Here is a 15,894-nt window from a genome sequence, read left to right as displayed (position 1 = left end):
TTTGTTTAGTTTTCAAAGATCAAGTTTTTCACTATCGCTCAGAAGCGACTTTATTAATATACCATAAATCAGTTATTAAAGTCAATAACTTTTTTAAAGTGTTTTGTTTGTCGCTTGTGACGACTTTTCATATACTACAGGACACAATCGATTTGGTCAATAGTTTTTTTTCATAAAATATCAATTTGGTTTTTCAAAAAATTAAAATACCGCTGATGCCAGCGGTATTTTAAATTAGATTATAAATTTTTGAATTGCTGCCATTGCCACTAAACCTGGAATTCCAAGAAAGCCAGATACAGCTGAAGTAACAAAGTTTATTGGCACATGGATACCAAAGCTATTTCCTGCAGTATTAAGGAAAAATAACAAAATGGCTCCAATCAACAATTTAACAACCGCTTGCCCTATAAACCTAACTGGCTTAAATGGAGCTCCTGAAAACAAAAGAATAAGTACGAGTCCGCCTAGTATTGAAATAATTATAATTGGTTCCAAAAAAGCTATCCCCCTTCAAATCTCTTTTTACAACAACATATGTACAAGTTGTAAAAAAAAGACCTTGAATAGGAATAGCTTCACTTTTACCTTTTCATACTTACATTTCTTTCTTTTGCTTCTCTTAATAGAAAGTAGTATTTCGCTTGAACGATTTTTGTCTGGCAGATCGCTTCCTCTGAAGGATCAAAACTTTTATCCATTAATTGCTTTTGCTTCTGCCACTGTCCTTTATATTCCTGTAACTGTGTTAAAAGTTTTTCATCAAACTCTTTTCGCAGCCATCCTTTACGCTGAAAAAACATGTTAACTCCCCCGGTACTGTATAGCCGCAGCACCTAAAATGGCGCTTCCGCTTTTCATCGTTAAAGTTCTCTTCTACCCTCTAAAGCCTTAGATAAAGTAACCTCATCGGCGTATTCAAGATCTCCTCCAACTGGAAGTCCATGTGCAATTCGAGTAACTTTAATTCCCGATGGTTTAAGCAAACGGGAAATATACATCGCAGTTGCTTCTCCTTCGATATTCGGATTCGTCGCTAAGATAACTTCTTGTACGGTTTCATCATGGAGACGCTTTAATAGATCAGGAATGTTAATATCCTCAGGGCCAATTCCGTCCATAGGAGAAATAGCGCCATGCAGGACATGGTACTTTCCATTAAATTCTCTCATTTTTTCCATTGCGATAACATCCTTGGGATCTTGAACCACACAAATGGTCGTTTTATCTCGGCGCTGATCTTCACATATATAACATGGATCCTGATCTGTAATATGACCACAGACAGAACAATAGGTTAAATTACGCTTTGCATTCACAAGTGCCTTGGCAAAATCCAGCACAGTATCTTCCTTCATACTTAACACATAAAAAGCCAAACGGCCCGCTGTTTTAGGTCCGATACCTGGAAGCTTCATAAAGCTGTCAATCAACTTAGAAATCGGTTCTGGATAATGCATTATTTATTATTCCTCTCCTAGAAAAGCGTATGCACCTATCAACAGGCGCATACGCTTTATTAATTAAAAGGGCAGGTTCATTCCTTTTGTAAATTGGCCCATCGTATTGTTTGTAAGTTCTTCTACCTTTTTTAGCGCGTCATTTGTTGCAGCTAAAACAAGGTCTTGAAGCATTTCGATATCGTCTGGGTCAACTGCTTCAGGTTTAATTTGTACATCCACCACTTCTTTATGACCTGTTACAATCACAGTAACCATACCGCCGCCAGCTGTTCCTTCAATCTTTTGCTGCCCTAACTCTTCTTGAGCTTCAGCCATTTTCTTTTGCATTTTTTGCATTTGTTTCATCATATTTTGCATATTACCCATTCCACCACGCATAATCTGTACCTCCATTTATTTAGTCAATTATTTCAACAAATTCAGCACCGAATAGATTTTTTGCTTCCGCTATATGCGGCTCTTCTTCAGCTTTAGAACCTGAAGTTTCTCCTTCGGCATGATGCTGTGTACTTAAAAAGTTTTCTCGAATTGATAGCCATTGCTCTTCAGGGACACCAAGGACTAGATATCTATTTCCTGCTAGTTCCTGCAGCGCCAGCGTAATAGTCTCAACAAAACGGTTATTATCCATTGCCATTTGACAGTGAATTTCATGTTTGAATTTTAATATAAAAGCATCAGCAGAAGCAGCTACAGGCTCTGCTTCATTTAATAAGGCGGCATGAGATTTCATTAATCTTCCTCTCATTTCGCCCCATTTGCTCTTAATCTGATTTAAGTCATTCTTTGTTGCATTCTTCAATACTTCATTGATTCTCCCAACCGCTGGCTGGAATCCTTTTCTTGACGTTCTTTGTGCAGGCTTTTGTGCAGCAGCCTGTGGCACTGCTTCTTGAACACTAATAGTCCCATTTGCTTTTAGTTGGTGTAGTTCATGCTCTAACTGTTCTATCTTTGTAAGCAGCTGTGAAATTTGTCCAGAAGGCATTTGCTCTAACTGCTTTACTTCAGTTTGACACAGTTTAACAATGGCAACTTCCAAGAAAATCCTCGGATGGTTCGTCCATCTCATATCCTGCTGAGTTTTATTTAATAATTCAATCAGCTGATAAATCTGATCATAAGGAACAGCTTCAGCTAACTGACGGAACTCTTCATCTAGCAAGACTCTTTCTAATGATTCTTCAAGATTTGGCGCTGTTTTATACAGCAGCATATCTCGGTAGTATAAAATAAAATCCTCAATAAATCTCGATGGGTCTTTCCCATGAAATAATAATTCATCTAACGCCTCTAAACCACTTGCTACATCCTTTTCAATTACAGCTTTTGCAAGCTTGTTTAAAAATCCTTGTGAAACAGAACCCGTGACCGTTAAGGCATCTTCTACCGTTACTTGTTCCTGACTAAAGGAAATAGCTTGATCTAAAAGACTTAGTGCGTCACGCATACCGCCCTCAGCTGCTCGAGCTATCATTTTCAAGGCGTCGTCTTCACAATTAACACCCGTTTCATCGACAATTAACTTCATACGATTCACAATCGATTGGGCTGTAATTCGTCTAAAATCAAAGCGTTGACACCTAGAGATTATCGTTAAGGGGATTTTATGCGGTTCGGTCGTAGCTAAAATGAAAATAACATGCTTAGGCGGCTCCTCCAAGGTTTTTAACAAAGCATTGAAGGCGCTAATCGATAGCATATGCACTTCATCAATAATATAGACTTTGTAGTTAACCGAGGTGGGAGCGAATTTTACTTTATCTAGAACATCACGCATTTCCTCAACTCGGGAGTTGGAGGCAGCGTCAAATTCTAATACATCGGAAATCGTCCCATTGGTAATTCCCTTACAAGCGGCACATTCATTACATGGCTCAGAAACTGGTGCTCGTTCACAATTTACAGCCTTAGCCAAAATTTTTGCTGCACTGGTCTTACCTGTTCCTCGTGGTCCATTAAATAAATACGCATGGGATATTTTTTGTTGAAGCAGGGCATTTTGCAATGTCTGGGTAACATGTTCTTGTCCTACTACATCAATAAATTGCTGAGGACGCCAAACACGGTATAAAGCCTGATAAGCCATAAACATTGCCCCCTCCAAAATTCTATCTCCTCTATTATAACGTATCCCTTTTCTTTTTTACAAAAAGAATACAAAAAAACTCACCTCGTGTTCAGAGATGAGTTGTCTTTGATTAATTAGCTGCCGTGCACCTTCCGTCGACTTCGCACCCATAGGCGCTGCTTAAGCAGTTAGCTCGGCCCAGGCAACCCTGCGGCACATGGGAGTTTCCACTTAATGCTGCTTCCTTCCGGACCTGACATAGTTCATGGATTCCCATTGCGCAGGACCCGGGCGTCAACACCACTTACTTAAGGCGGACCCTACAGGATACCAGCCTCGGGAAGGGATTCAGCCTCGCTAGAGCGGATTGCGAGTACAGGGCACCGCTACCTCCCCACCTAGCACGGCAAAGTTGATAAAGCATTAGTGCGCCATATATGACGCCTTCTTAGTATACTAATATTCAAGAAAAAAATCAATGTTTATCATTTGTAAATTATTGTAAGGTTTGTTTTTTTGCTAGTTTCCTTTTTTCGCGAAGCTGACGGAAGAAGTCGGACAGTAACTGCCCGCACTCTGCTTCTAATACACCGCTCACGACTTCACACTGATGATTAAAACGTTGATCCTGTAACAGATTCATAAATGTTCCTGCACAGCCGCCTTTTGGGTCGGCTGCACCATAAACCACTCTTTTAACCCTTGATAGAATAATGGCGCCAGAGCACATTGCGCAGGGCTCAAGCGTGACATAAAGAGTGGCATTCTCTAGTCTCCATGACCCTGTTTCTTGACAAGCTTGCTCGATTGCCAATAGTTCGGCATGGGCAACTGCATTTTGGTTAGTCTCACGCAAATTATGTGCGCGGGAAATAACCTTTCCGTCCATAATGATGATTGCTCCGATTGGCACTTCCGCTAAAGACTCTGCCTTTCTCGCTTCGTTTATGGCTTCCCTCATATAAAATTCATCTGAATTGCCTTCTATAGTCATTAGGTATACCACCTATCATTATCTTCATTCTACTCGTGCTATTGAAATTTTAACCATTATATCATGAATCCATAATCCCTCTCATAAAATAGATGTAGCGCTTTTGCTAAGGAGGGGAAGAAGATGCAAATTCATGTTGTGAAAAGTAACGAATCACTAACAACCATTGCTAGAGCCTACAATACAACCGTGAATGATATCGTTGAAGCAAATGACATCCCTAATCCAAATAATCTTGTCGTCGGTCAAGCAATGGTGATTCCGATCGTTGGCAGTTTTTATTATGTACAGCCAGGAGACAGTCTTTGGTCGATTGGACAAAAAACCGGAGTACCTTATCAACAAATTGCGTCCGTTAATCGTATCTCACTTAATCAACAACTCTATGTGGGCTTTCGTCTTTATATACCGCCATCTCCAAAAAGGAGAGGAGAGTTTAATGCTTATGTAGAACCTCGTGGCACCTCTGTTGCTCCAGCTTTAGAAGCGAGTGCAAGAGATGCAGCACCTTATCTAACATACCTAGCACCCTTCAGCTTTCAGGCACTTCGTGATGGATCATTAAAAGAACCACTGCTAAATAACTTTCCCGCCATTGCGAGAGCCAATCGAAATGTTTTAATGATGGTTATTAATAACCAGGAAAATGATCAATTTAGCGATGAATTAGGGCGTATATTATTAAATGATATCCCTGTTCAAGATAGGTTCCTTACTAATATTGTTGCGACTGCAAACAAATATGGTTTTAGGGATATTCATTTTGACTTTGAATTTTTACGTCCAGCTGACCGTGAAGCCTATAATGCCTTTTTACGAAAAGCGAAGGCAAGGTTTCAAAGAGAAGGCTGGTTAATGTCAACAGCTCTTGCGCCGAAAACAAGCGCTACGCAGCAAGGTGCTTGGTATGAAGCCCATGATTATCGAGCACATGGCCAAATAGCTGATTTTGTTGTTATTATGACCTACGAATGGGGCTACAGTGGTGGTCCAGCCATGGCTGTCTCCCCTATCGACCAGGTTCGACGTGTCATTGAATATGCGCTAACGGAAATGCCTCCGAATAAAATTATGATGGGTCAGAACCTATATGGATACGATTGGACACTTCCTTTTGTTCAAGGTTCTGTCGCCAAGGCTGTCAGCCCGCAACAAGCTATTCAACTTGCTGCAGCAAACAATGTCCCGATTCAATATAATACGAAAGCACAGGCACCTTTCTTCAACTATACCGCAGCTGACGGTAAGCGTCATGAAGTTTGGTTCGAGGATGCACGCTCCATCCAAGCAAAGTTTACTTTAATAAAAGAGTTGAATATTAGAGGAATGAGTTATTGGAAGCTCGGCTTGGCATTCCCACAAAATTGGCTGTTAATTACCGAAAATTTTAATGTGGTTAAAAGAAGTTAAATTTTTTCTAAACATAAACTGCCGTCATTCGGCAGTTTTTTCATATTATCGACATGAAAATCGATTCTTCTACAATTTCCATATCCCTTCCTGTGAAAGATTATGATAATATATAACTTGTGCCATAATGAACTTTGAATAAAAGTTACCGGTATTTTGCTGGATAAACATAGAAATAGCAGGCAGTTGGAGAAGGAGGACATGCAATGGGGTATACTCCCTTTATAACCGTTGAAGGGCCGATTGGTGTAGGAAAGACATCTCTTGCAAAGGCCATTTCGGAACAATTTAATTTTGCATTATTAAAAGAGATCGTTGACGAAAATCCATTTTTAGGGAAGTTTTATGACAACATTGAGGAATGGAGTTTCCAAACAGAAATGTTTTTCCTCTGCAATCGCTATAAGCAATTAGGGGATATTAATACCCACTTCCTCAGTAAAAGTCATGCTGTAGTAGCCGATTACAATATTCTGAAGAACTTAATTTTTGCTCAGCGGACATTAAGCCCCGATGAATATCAAAAATACTATAAAATATATCAGCTTCTGACGGAAGACATGCCAAAGCCAAATGTTATTATTTATTTAAATGCAAGTCTTGATACGCTGCTTAAGCGAATAAAAATAAGAGGACGCGAAGTAGAGAAAAATATCAGCCCTTTATATTTGGAACAGCTATCAATTGATTATGAGCAAACGATAACGAACTTTGAGCAAGCACATCCGGAAATTCCTGTTCTTCGCTTCAATGGTGATGAATTAGATTTTGTTAAAAATGACGATGACTTAAATTTCATAATTGAAAAGCTTATAAGTTCATTAAAGAAAAGCAGCACGACAAACACAAGATAAGAATTGGGGGATGTAAGTGAGTATCGTTATTGGTGGTATGATCGGCCTTGGTAAAACAAGTGTAGCTGATACATTAAATGCACATTTTCAAAGAAGTGGAATTAAAAGTAAGGTTTTTTATGAGGCTGTTGATAATAATCCAATTCTTCCGCTCTATTATGAACTAACTCCAGAAGAATTAGATGCAAGAAGAATTCCCTTCCTCTTACAATTATTCTTTTTAAATAAACGCTTTAAAACAGTGAAGGATTGTGTGAGCTGGAGCGACCCTATTTACACGATTCAAGACCGTTCTATCTACGAAGATTGGTACTTCGCCTATGTAAATAAAAATCTTGGCAGAATTTCAGAACTTGAATTTAAAATATATGAAGATCTTGTTGAAAATATGATGGAAGAATTAAAGGAATTACCAAAGAAGGCTCCTGATTTAATGGTCTACTTAAAAGGTTCCTTTGATACGGTAATTGATCGGATCATGGCACGCGGCCGGAGCTTTGAGATTAACCCGGAACTGAAAGAGTATTACTTTGAAGTTTGGAAGGGTTATGATGAGTGGGTTATTAATAATTATAATGCTAGTGATGTTCTGATCGTCGATATGGATCATACAGATGTAGTCAAGCGCCCGGAAGATGCAATAAAGGTTTGCCAACAAGTAGATGAGCGCCTAAAAGAAATTTTAAATATAACAAAAGCACATATTGGTTAATCCGATATGTGCTTTCTTTTTAAAATAAATATAAAAAAAAATCCGTCCAATTGCTTGGAACGGATTTTATCTCCAGTTTTATGCGCGATCATTTTTAAAAATTAATGGAGGAGGAAGAGGGATTCGAACCCCCGCGCGGTATGACCCGCCTGTCGGTTTTCAAGACCGATCCCTTCAGCCAGACTTGGGTATTCCTCCGTGTCGACAAGATATAGATTACCACATTATATTTATCTATGTCAACACATTATATTAACTTTTTTTATTCCGGTTTAATCACTTCTTTATTCCCCATATATGGACGTAATACATTAGGGATGACAACAGTGCCATCATCCTGTTGATAATTTTCCAGGATAGCTGCAACCGTTCTGCCAATAGCCAGACCAGATCCATTTAATGTATGAACATGCTCAGGTTTAGCTTTTGGATCCCGGCGGAAACGGATATTAGCACGGCGGGCTTGGAAAGCCTCGAAGTTACTGCAAGAAGAAATCTCACGGTAGGTACCATAACTCGGAATCCATACCTCGATATCGTACTTTTTAGCAGCCGTAAAGCCCAAGTCACCCGTACACATGCTCAACACTCGATAAGGCAGTTCAAGTAGTTGGAGGACGCGTTCAGCGTCACTTGTCAGCTTCTCAAGCTCCTCATAAGAATCCTCCGGCTTAACAAACTTCACAAGCTCTACTTTATTGAATTGGTGTTGACGGATTAAACCGCGCGTGTCTCGTCCTGCTGAACCTGCTTCAGAACGGAAGCAGGCACTGTAAGCCGCAAAGCGGATTGGAAGCTCATCGCCGCTAAGGATTTCATCACGGTGAAGATTCGTAACTGGCACCTCAGCGGTTGGGATTAAAAAGTAATCTTCGTTTTCAATTAAAAACGCATCTTCTTCAAATTTTGGCAGTTGTCCTGTACCCGTCATGCTCGCACGATTAACCAGATAGGGAGGTAATATTTCTTTATAGCCGTGCTCATCGACATGGAGGTCAAGCATAAAGTTCATGAGTGCACGCTCTAAACGAGCTCCTAAACCTTTATAAAAAACAAAGCGGCTGCCGGTAACTTTGCCCGCGCGTTCAAAATCAAGGATCCCTAAATAGTCGGCTACATCCCAATGCGGCTTCGCCTCAAATTCGAAGTCACGGACTTTACCCCATTTTTTAATCTCTACATTGTCATCTTCTGATTCACCGATTGGCACACTTTCATGAGGAATATTAGGAATGCTTAATAACAATAAATCTAGCACCTCTTCAACACTGCGGAGCTCATCATCAAGCATTTTAATCTTGTCACCCACCTCACGCATTTCAGCAATAAGATGGTCTGCATCTGTTTTTTCACGTTTTAAGGCTGCGACCTGCTGCGAAACCTCGTTTCGTTTGCTTTTTAACTGTTCTGCCTCAACAATTAAATCACGTCTACGCTGATCCAGGTCCTCAAATTTTCCAAGATCTGTTAAGTCCTCACCGCGATGCTGGAGTTTTTCTTTGACCTCTGCAAAATTGGCTCGTAATACTTTAATATCTAACATCTTTTGTCCCTCCAATTGTAAAAATAAAAAACAAAAAACTCCCGTCCCCAAAAACAGGGACGAGAGTTACCCGCGTTACCACCCTGGTTGACAGTATTTAGACTGTCCACCTTGAAAAAAAATTAACGGTTTTTACCGAAAGTACTTACTGACCCATAAGTAGGCGTTCCATACCTTGCTCGAGGAGGGATTCACAAGCTTCAAACACCGATTTACACCAGCCATCGGCTCTCTTTGGATTGAACTTCCTGTTACTAGTTCCTCTCATTGCTTTAACTTTATTTATTTATTAAAAATTTACTATAATTATCCACCAAATGCAATGAAATTATACCAATTGTTTTGCTTTAGCTTCCTTAACCATCTCAACAAAGTAAGCCGTAAGGTGATGTTGCTCGGTTAATTCTGGATGGAAGGAACAGCCGAGGTATTGCCCTTCACGTGCGGCAACGATACGGCCATTGTGTTTAGACAGGATTTCAACTTCATCTCCAGCCTCAACGATATGCGGTGCACGGATAAAAACAGCAGGGAAGCTATCGGCTACACCTTTGATCGCAAGGTCCGCCTCGAAGCTGTCTACCTGGCGTCCAAATGAATTGCGTTCAACCGTAATGTCCATCACACCAATATGCGGCTCCTGCCCAACTAAGTTTTTAGCTAAAAGGATAAGGCCTGCACAGGTACCAAACATAGGTTTACCTTCAGCAGCAAATTCCTTCAATGCATCCATGAAGCTATACTTATCAATCAACCGCCTCATTGCTGTGCTTTCACCGCCAGGAAGGATTAAGCCGTCTACATCTTTTAACTCTTCCACTTTTTTAATGGCGACTCCCACTGCACCACATGCTTCTACAGAACGAATATGTTCGCGAACAGCACCTTGTAAAGCAAGTACACCTATTTTAACCATATTAAAGACTCCTTTTGCTTTCAAACTTTGATAACGGTCCAGCTCCACAAGAGTAAGCTACGGAAGCGACACTTCGCACGAAAGAAAAGCGTTAGCTTTTCTGAGGAGCACCTAGCCTAAGGCGCTTCCGCTTTTCCATTTACCAACCTCTATCCTGCATGCGTGCTTCAGGAGCTAATGAAGAAATTTCAATCCCTTTCATTGGCGTTCCTAGATCCTTTGAAAGCTCAGCAATTAATTTATAGTCTTGATAATGAGTAGTAGCTTCGACAATTGCTCTTGCAAACTTAGCAGGATTTTCTGATTTGAAAATACCTGAACCAACGAATACTCCGTCAGCACCTAACTCCATCATCAATGCTGCGTCAGCTGGAGTTGCTACTCCGCCGGCTGCAAAGTTAACAACGGGTAGACGGCCAAGGCGCTTAATTTCAAGCAGTAACTCAAACGGTGCTCCTAATAGTTTTGCCTCTGTCATAAGCTCATCTACATTCATTCCTACTACTTTACGAACTTGTCCATTTACCTTACGCATATGGCGAACGGCCTCAACGATATTTCCTGTGCCCGGTTCACCTTTTGTACGAAGCATGGATGCTCCTTCACCAATCCTGCGGGCAGCCTCACCAAGATCACGGCAGCCACAAACAAATGGAACGGTGAAATCTTTTTTATATAAATGATATTCTTCATCAGCAGGAGTTAAGACTTCACTTTCATCAATGTAGTCAACTCCCATTGCTTCAAGAATGCGTGCTTCAACAATATGGCCAATTCTTGCCTTCGCCATTACAGGGATTGATACCGCATTAAGTACCTCTTCCATAATCCTTGGGTCAGCCATTCTAGCAACTCCGCCAGCCGCACGAATGTCAGACGGTACACGTTCAAGTGCCATGACTGCAACCGCGCCTGCTTCTTCAGCGATTCTTGCCTGCTCTGCATTGATAACGTCCATAATAACGCCACCCTTTTGCATTTCGGCCATTCCGCGTTTAACTCGATCCGTACCTGTTTTCATTGTTAATCCCCCTCGTAAATTCCACTTTTATAAATATTGCAAAAAATTAGCTTATACTTTTAGGAAATTCTATTAATTCAGTCGGAATTAGATTGTTCCCATAAAATCATTAAAGCAACAAAAAAGGATTCCTGTCAAGACAAGAATCCCTTTAAAATATTCCCAACTATTAAAACCAGCCTTTAACAGTAGAAGAAATGCCTCCCCAAAGGTCTCCAAAGAATCCGCCAATTCCTCTCATCACTAAGACGAACCAGTTGGATTTCTCAACATCTTCTGCCGCAATAACATCAACAGTAATATTAGACTGTCCATTTTCCGTTAAAAACCCTAACGATTCTGCCTCTTTTGGCTGGACCGTTAATGTTCCAACCTTATCACCCTTTTTAATAGGGGCAGTCAGTTCACCTTGTTTATTAATCTTCTTTTTATCAAGTGTTAAAGTGGTCTGGAAATTATCCTTTTCACCATTTTTAACTACCATATTAACGGCATCTTTTGTATAAATTTTTACTTGATCTTCTTTACCTTTGGTTACAGGCAAAGTCTTATTCCCTTTAACCTGATAATGCTTTGGAATAATTTCTTCCTTTTTAAAATTATTAAAAGCGAAATCAAGAATCTTTCTTGTTTCTCTGAACCGTTCGGTCTGGGAACCAGTATTCATAACGACAGATATAAATCTTTGACCGTCTCTAGAAGCTGTTCCAGTAAAGTTATATCCTGCAAAAGGAGTTGAACCCGTTTTTAGACCATCCAAGCCATCATAAACAAATTGTTGATAATTTGGATACCGATCAGCAATTTTCTTATAGCCTTCTAACATCCAGTTCCAGTTATCCATTACAAATGCATCTTCCGTACCTTCTGCAAAAACCTTTTCCGGAATACTGGATGTCTCCAATACCTCTGGGAAATCATGTAATAAACGGGATGCCAGGATGGCAACGTCCTTTGCAGACATTACATTTTCCTCATCAGGGTCACCCACAATATCAGGAAAGTGTTTTAACATATCACGGTTATTTAAACCGGAAGAGTTAACAAATTTATACTTCTCAAGACCAATTTCAGCGGCCTTTTTATTCATCAATTCTACAAATTTCGCCTCTGATCCCGCTACAATTTCAGCAATAGCAACGGTGGCAGCATTAGCAGATTCAATAGCCATTGCTGAATACAGATCTTCTACTTTATATTTTCCTTCCACACGCAAATAAACATTACTTAGATCTTCGTCATGAGACATTTTAGAAAGTTCAGGAGATACAATGTATTCTTGATCCCATTTCACTTTACCTTCCTTTATTGCTTCTAAAAGTAAGTACTCTGTCATCATTTTTGTCATACTTGCGATTCCTAAAACAGTTTCAGAATTCTTTTCAAATAGAATCCTGCCCGTTTGTTCATCAACCAATATTGCTCCAGCTGCTTTGACATCTAATGCGGCAGTTTCGGCTTCTACTTTATTTATGCCTGCAAAAGTTCCAAGAAAAATAATCATTGCCAAGGAGCTGGCAAAAAGTTTGCGGTAAAAATGTTTATTCACAATAACGCCCTCCAACGAATTAATACACTTTGGTTATTTTAACATAACTGGAGTCCAAATCATAGACAGAGGATAGACCTATCTTTATTAAAGACTCTTTTCTTAAACTTTGTTGCTTTTAGGAAAAAAATTAATAATCGTGCTGTGTTTTCGCAGAAAATAGGATAAATTTGATAAGATCAAACTACCTTCAAAGGGCAAAAATAATTAATGGCACGTTAAAGTTGGCTTTATGACTTTAACAACCATTGTTAAGTGTCCACTTTTTAGACTAACCTCATTTTCGTGTAGGTATAAGAATTCATAGGCGGAGTATTCCGGCTATTGTATAAAGTGGAGGCTTTAGAAGCAGATATAAGCGGAGATATCCGACTAACTGCTTAAAATAAGGCAAAATCCATCAATTTGGATCGTTTAACCGGAAAACTCCGCTTATTTTAAGGGAAATATGGGTATTTCCCAATATAAGCGGAATTTCTCCGCTTATTTTTCAAAAAGAGTGTAATCAACATTCAGTTATAACAGAGCCTAAAAAAAAGACAGAGAAGCAAGTGCTTCTCTGTTTTTCTATTATGATAATGAGTAATTAGGAGCTTCTTTTGTAATCTGGACATCGTGAGGATGGCTTTCACGAAGTCCAGCTCCTGTCATTTTAATAAATTGAGCATTATTCCTTAATTCAGTTAGGTCTTTGGTTCCGCAATACCCCATTCCAGAACGTAAACCGCCAACTAATTGGTAAATAGTTTCAGCTAAAGGTCCCTTATAAGGCAATCGACCTTCGATACCCTCTGGAACAAATTTCTTATTATCTTCCTGGAAGTAACGATCCTTTGAACCCTTTTCCATCGCTGCAACAGAACCCATGCCGCGATAAACCTTGAAGCGACGTCCTTGGAAGATTTCAGTTTCACCAGGGCTTTCAGTTACCCCCGCAAGCATACTTCCAAGCATAACGGCATGACCGCCTGCAGCCAGTGCCTTAACGATATCTCCTGAATACTTAATACCACCATCTGCAATAATCGTCTTACCATGCTTCCTAGCCTCTGTAGCACAGTCGTATACTGCCGTGATTTGTGGCACACCTACACCTGCCACCACTCGGGTAGTACAAATAGACCCGGGGCCAATTCCAACCTTAACTACATCCGCTCCTGCTTCAATCAATGCAGCCGTAGCTTCTCCCGTTGCCACATTTCCTGCAACGATTGTTAAATCTGGGTATTGAGTTCTAATTTCCTTAACTTGATCGTAAACACCCTTTGAATGACCGTGTGCTGTGTCTATAACAATCACATCAACATTCGCTTTTACTAGCTTGTCAACCCGGAGCATTGTATCCTTTGTTACGCCGACTGCTGCACCAGCTAATAGACGCCCTTGGCTATCCTTTGCTGAGTTTGGAAACTCAATAACCTTTTCAATATCTTTGATCGTGATTAATCCTTTTAGTACTCCTTGGCTATCCACGAGCGGGAGCTTTTCAATTTTATATTTTTGAAGAATTTTTTCAGCCTCTTTTAATGTAGTTCCTACTGGTGCTGTAACGAGATTTTCCTTCGTCATTACATCAGAAATTTTAAACGAGTAATCTTGTATGAACCGCAAGTCACGATTGGTAATTATCCCAACTAGCCTTTGCTCATCAAGATTATTGACAATCGGTACACCTGAAATCCGATATTTACCCATTAAATGCTCAGCATCATATACTTGATGGTCTGGAGTAAGAAAAAATGGATCGGTAATTACACCACTTTCTGACCTCTTAACTTTCTCAACTTGTTCAGCCTGCTGTTCAATAGTCATATTCTTATGGATGATTCCTAAACCACCTTGGCGAGCCATTGAGATTGCCATTTCAGCTTCTGTAACAGTGTCCATCCCTGCACTAATAATTGGGATATTTAACTTTACCTTAGGAGATAACTCCACTTGAAGACTTACGTCACGCGGCAAAACTTCTGATTTACCAGGGATTAATAGGACATCATCAAACGTCAAACCTTCTTTTGAAAATTTACTCTCCCACATTTTTATGGCCTCCAGGAAAAATTTTTTTAATTGTAGGTTATCAATTGGACAAAATACTGTCAAGGAGAATGATTTAGTTTAACTTTTCTGAAAAAGGTGATTCATGTTGATTACTAACTATAAAGGCTGGAAAAGCTATGCACGATTCTTTTCCGCAGAGCATTGCCAGGCTTACTTAAAAAACAACTATAAGAAGTGTAATAATGATAATCCAGAACAAAAAGGTTATGAAAACTGCTATGCCTTTTTATATTATCTCGAGCATGGACAAATTTATTATCAACAGGCGGAAAATGCACCGCTTATTCTAAAACCAATTCTTCTTTTTTATGGCTTAGTACATTTAATAAAAGCTTGTATTTTAACGGTTGACCCAGATTATCCGGAAACAACCTCTGTTTTAGCACATGGAGTTTCAACACGCAAAAGGAAAAAGCAAAATTACCAATTTTTCCAAGACGAAGTTAAATTTCAAAGAAACGGACTCTTTCCCTTTATGTCTGAAAAAATGTTCAACATGAAACAATTAGAAGGAGATAAAATTACGATGGAAGAGTTGCTTGAGCTCATACCTGAATTAGATGACCTATTTACGGTACACGAGTCCAAAAGCACATTTACCCCCATATATACTCAAAATGAGCAATTGATAGTACCAGATAAACTAATGGACCATTATCATATGACAGAGGATCGATTAAAGGAGTTTCTTACAACAAAGTCCAGAAATCATATTGAGTTTTCGAATGAAGGTCTTACGTTTCAATTAAATAAAAGTTCATTTACTGGGATTTCTCCGATCAAAATAAATCTAGAGAGCAGTTCTTATGTACTCCCTCATAAGAAGGATAATTTATGTTTATTTCCAGAGCTGATGGTTCATTATCTCTTGCTTTATAACCTAAGTATGATTGCAAGGTATGAAACAGAATGGTGGGGTGAGTTAACAAAAATGATGCCGAATCGTGATTATCCTTTTATAAAAAGTTTTTTAGATATTACCCTGAAGAAAGGGCCGTTTTTAGTTTATGAGTATTTGATGGAGTAATAGGGTATTGACGAGGTGCTGGTTGGTGTGACAACACAAAAAGCACAACCCTTATCAGGTTGTGCTGCTTGGTTTTTGCCTGGCAACGTCCTACTCTCACAGGGACAAAGTCCCAACTACCATCGGCGCAAAGAAGCTTAACTTCCGTGTTCGGTATGGGAACGGGTGTGACCTTCTTGCCATAGTTACCAGACTATTTTGTTGAGGTATCATTCCCTCAAAACTAGATAATCAGAAGAAGTTTGTAAAACGAGTTCGCTTTTAAAAATTGGTTAA

The 15,894-nt window shown here is 39.6% G+C and carries 15 protein-coding genes, 1 tRNA gene, 1 rRNA gene, 1 other RNA gene and 1 other annotated feature; of the genes, 4 read left to right on the top strand and 14 right to left on the bottom strand.

The features are described from left to right. Positions 1–234: 234 nt before the first annotated feature. The 7 genes from V7124_RS18495 to tadA form a co-directional block, all read right to left on the bottom strand. Positions 235–498, bottom strand: coding sequence for a pro-sigmaK processing inhibitor BofA family protein (locus V7124_RS18495; protein ID WP_335492056.1), 264 nt, complete (start codon positions 496–498; stop codon positions 235–237). Positions 499–584: 86 nt separating this feature from the next. Further along, positions 585–803 carry a YaaL family protein gene (locus tag V7124_RS18490; RefSeq protein WP_335492054.1) on the bottom strand — a complete coding sequence of 73 codons (219 nt, stop codon included), beginning with the start codon at positions 801–803 and terminating at the stop codon, positions 585–587. A gap of 60 nt (positions 804–863) precedes the next feature. Beyond that, the gene (gene recR, locus V7124_RS18485; protein WP_335419498.1) at positions 864–1,460 is read right to left on the bottom strand and encodes a recombination mediator RecR; all 597 of its coding nucleotides are present in this window, start codon (positions 1,458–1,460) and stop codon (positions 864–866) included. Between the two features lie 63 nt (positions 1,461–1,523). Beyond that, positions 1,524–1,844: a YbaB/EbfC family nucleoid-associated protein gene (locus V7124_RS18480; protein WP_251639722.1), complete on the bottom strand. Its 321-nt coding sequence runs from the start codon at positions 1,842–1,844 to the stop codon at positions 1,524–1,526. Between the two features lie 16 nt (positions 1,845–1,860). Beyond that, positions 1,861–3,552, bottom strand: coding sequence for a DNA polymerase III subunit gamma/tau (gene dnaX / locus V7124_RS18475; protein ID WP_335492051.1), 1,692 nt, complete (start codon positions 3,550–3,552; stop codon positions 1,861–1,863). A gap of 123 nt (positions 3,553–3,675) precedes the next feature. Then, positions 3,676–3,941, bottom strand: an RNA gene (gene ffs / locus V7124_RS18470) — signal recognition particle sRNA large type. A gap of 89 nt (positions 3,942–4,030) precedes the next feature. Next, a complete protein-coding gene (gene tadA, locus V7124_RS18465) occupies positions 4,031–4,528 on the bottom strand; it encodes a tRNA adenosine(34) deaminase TadA (RefSeq protein ID WP_420490564.1) in 498 nt (165 codons plus the stop codon). A 123-nt stretch (positions 4,529–4,651) separates the two neighbouring features. On the opposite strand from tadA, the gene V7124_RS18460 reads away from it, so the two are divergent. The 3 genes from V7124_RS18460 (at position 4,652) to V7124_RS18450 (ending at position 7,504) form a co-directional block, all read left to right on the top strand. Continuing rightward, a complete protein-coding gene (locus tag V7124_RS18460) occupies positions 4,652–5,938 on the top strand; it encodes a glycoside hydrolase family 18 protein (RefSeq protein WP_335419492.1) in 1,287 nt (428 codons plus the stop codon). A gap of 206 nt (positions 5,939–6,144) precedes the next feature. Beyond that, entirely contained in the window at positions 6,145–6,792 is a 648-nt protein-coding gene (locus V7124_RS18455) for a deoxynucleoside kinase (RefSeq protein WP_335419489.1), read from the top strand. Positions 6,793–6,808: 16 nt separating this feature from the next. Continuing rightward, positions 6,809–7,504 (top strand): deoxynucleoside kinase, encoded by a 696-nt coding sequence (locus tag V7124_RS18450; RefSeq protein ID WP_335419486.1) that lies wholly within the window; start codon positions 6,809–6,811, stop codon positions 7,502–7,504. Between the two features lie 105 nt (positions 7,505–7,609). Here V7124_RS18450 and V7124_RS18445 read toward each other — a convergent pair. The 6 genes from V7124_RS18445 to guaB form a co-directional block, all read right to left on the bottom strand. After that, positions 7,610–7,702, bottom strand: a tRNA-Ser gene (locus V7124_RS18445). Positions 7,703–7,766: 64 nt separating this feature from the next. Further along, positions 7,767–9,047: a serine--tRNA ligase gene (gene serS / locus V7124_RS18440; RefSeq protein ID WP_335419482.1), complete on the bottom strand. Its 1,281-nt coding sequence runs from the start codon at positions 9,045–9,047 to the stop codon at positions 7,767–7,769. Between the two features lie 52 nt (positions 9,048–9,099). After that, positions 9,100–9,324 (bottom strand) — a binding site (T-box leader). 51 nt (positions 9,325–9,375) lie between these two features. Beyond that, on the bottom strand, positions 9,376–9,963 hold the full coding sequence (pdxT, locus tag V7124_RS18435) for a pyridoxal 5'-phosphate synthase glutaminase subunit PdxT (protein ID WP_335419480.1): 588 nt from the start codon (positions 9,961–9,963) through the stop codon (positions 9,376–9,378). Positions 9,964–10,102: 139 nt separating this feature from the next. Continuing rightward, entirely contained in the window at positions 10,103–10,984 is an 882-nt protein-coding gene (gene pdxS, locus V7124_RS18430) for a pyridoxal 5'-phosphate synthase lyase subunit PdxS (RefSeq protein WP_335419477.1), read from the bottom strand. A 169-nt stretch (positions 10,985–11,153) separates the two neighbouring features. Beyond that, entirely contained in the window at positions 11,154–12,488 is a 1,335-nt protein-coding gene (locus V7124_RS18425) for a D-alanyl-D-alanine carboxypeptidase family protein (RefSeq protein ID WP_420490565.1), read from the bottom strand. Positions 12,489–13,103: 615 nt separating this feature from the next. Further along, a complete protein-coding gene (gene guaB / locus V7124_RS18420; protein WP_335419471.1) occupies positions 13,104–14,570 on the bottom strand; it encodes an IMP dehydrogenase in 1,467 nt (488 codons plus the stop codon). Positions 14,571–14,673: 103 nt separating this feature from the next. Here guaB and V7124_RS18415 point away from each other — a divergent pair, with 103 nt between their 5' ends. After that, positions 14,674–15,618 (top strand): YaaC family protein, encoded by a 945-nt coding sequence (locus V7124_RS18415; protein ID WP_335492044.1) that lies wholly within the window; start codon positions 14,674–14,676, stop codon positions 15,616–15,618. A gap of 77 nt (positions 15,619–15,695) precedes the next feature. Here the strand turns inward: V7124_RS18415 and rrf are convergent. Beyond that, positions 15,696–15,811: ribosomal RNA gene (gene rrf, locus V7124_RS18410) — 5S ribosomal RNA — on the bottom strand. Positions 15,812–15,894 lie beyond the last annotated feature (83 nt).

This window comes from Neobacillus niacini, from assembly GCF_036961885.1.
Classification (GTDB): Bacteria; Bacillota; Bacilli; order Bacillales; family Cytobacillaceae; genus Neobacillus; species Neobacillus niacini_H.
The sequence above is the reverse complement of the archived record's forward strand: the minus strand, read 5'-3'. Positions and strand labels throughout refer to the sequence as shown.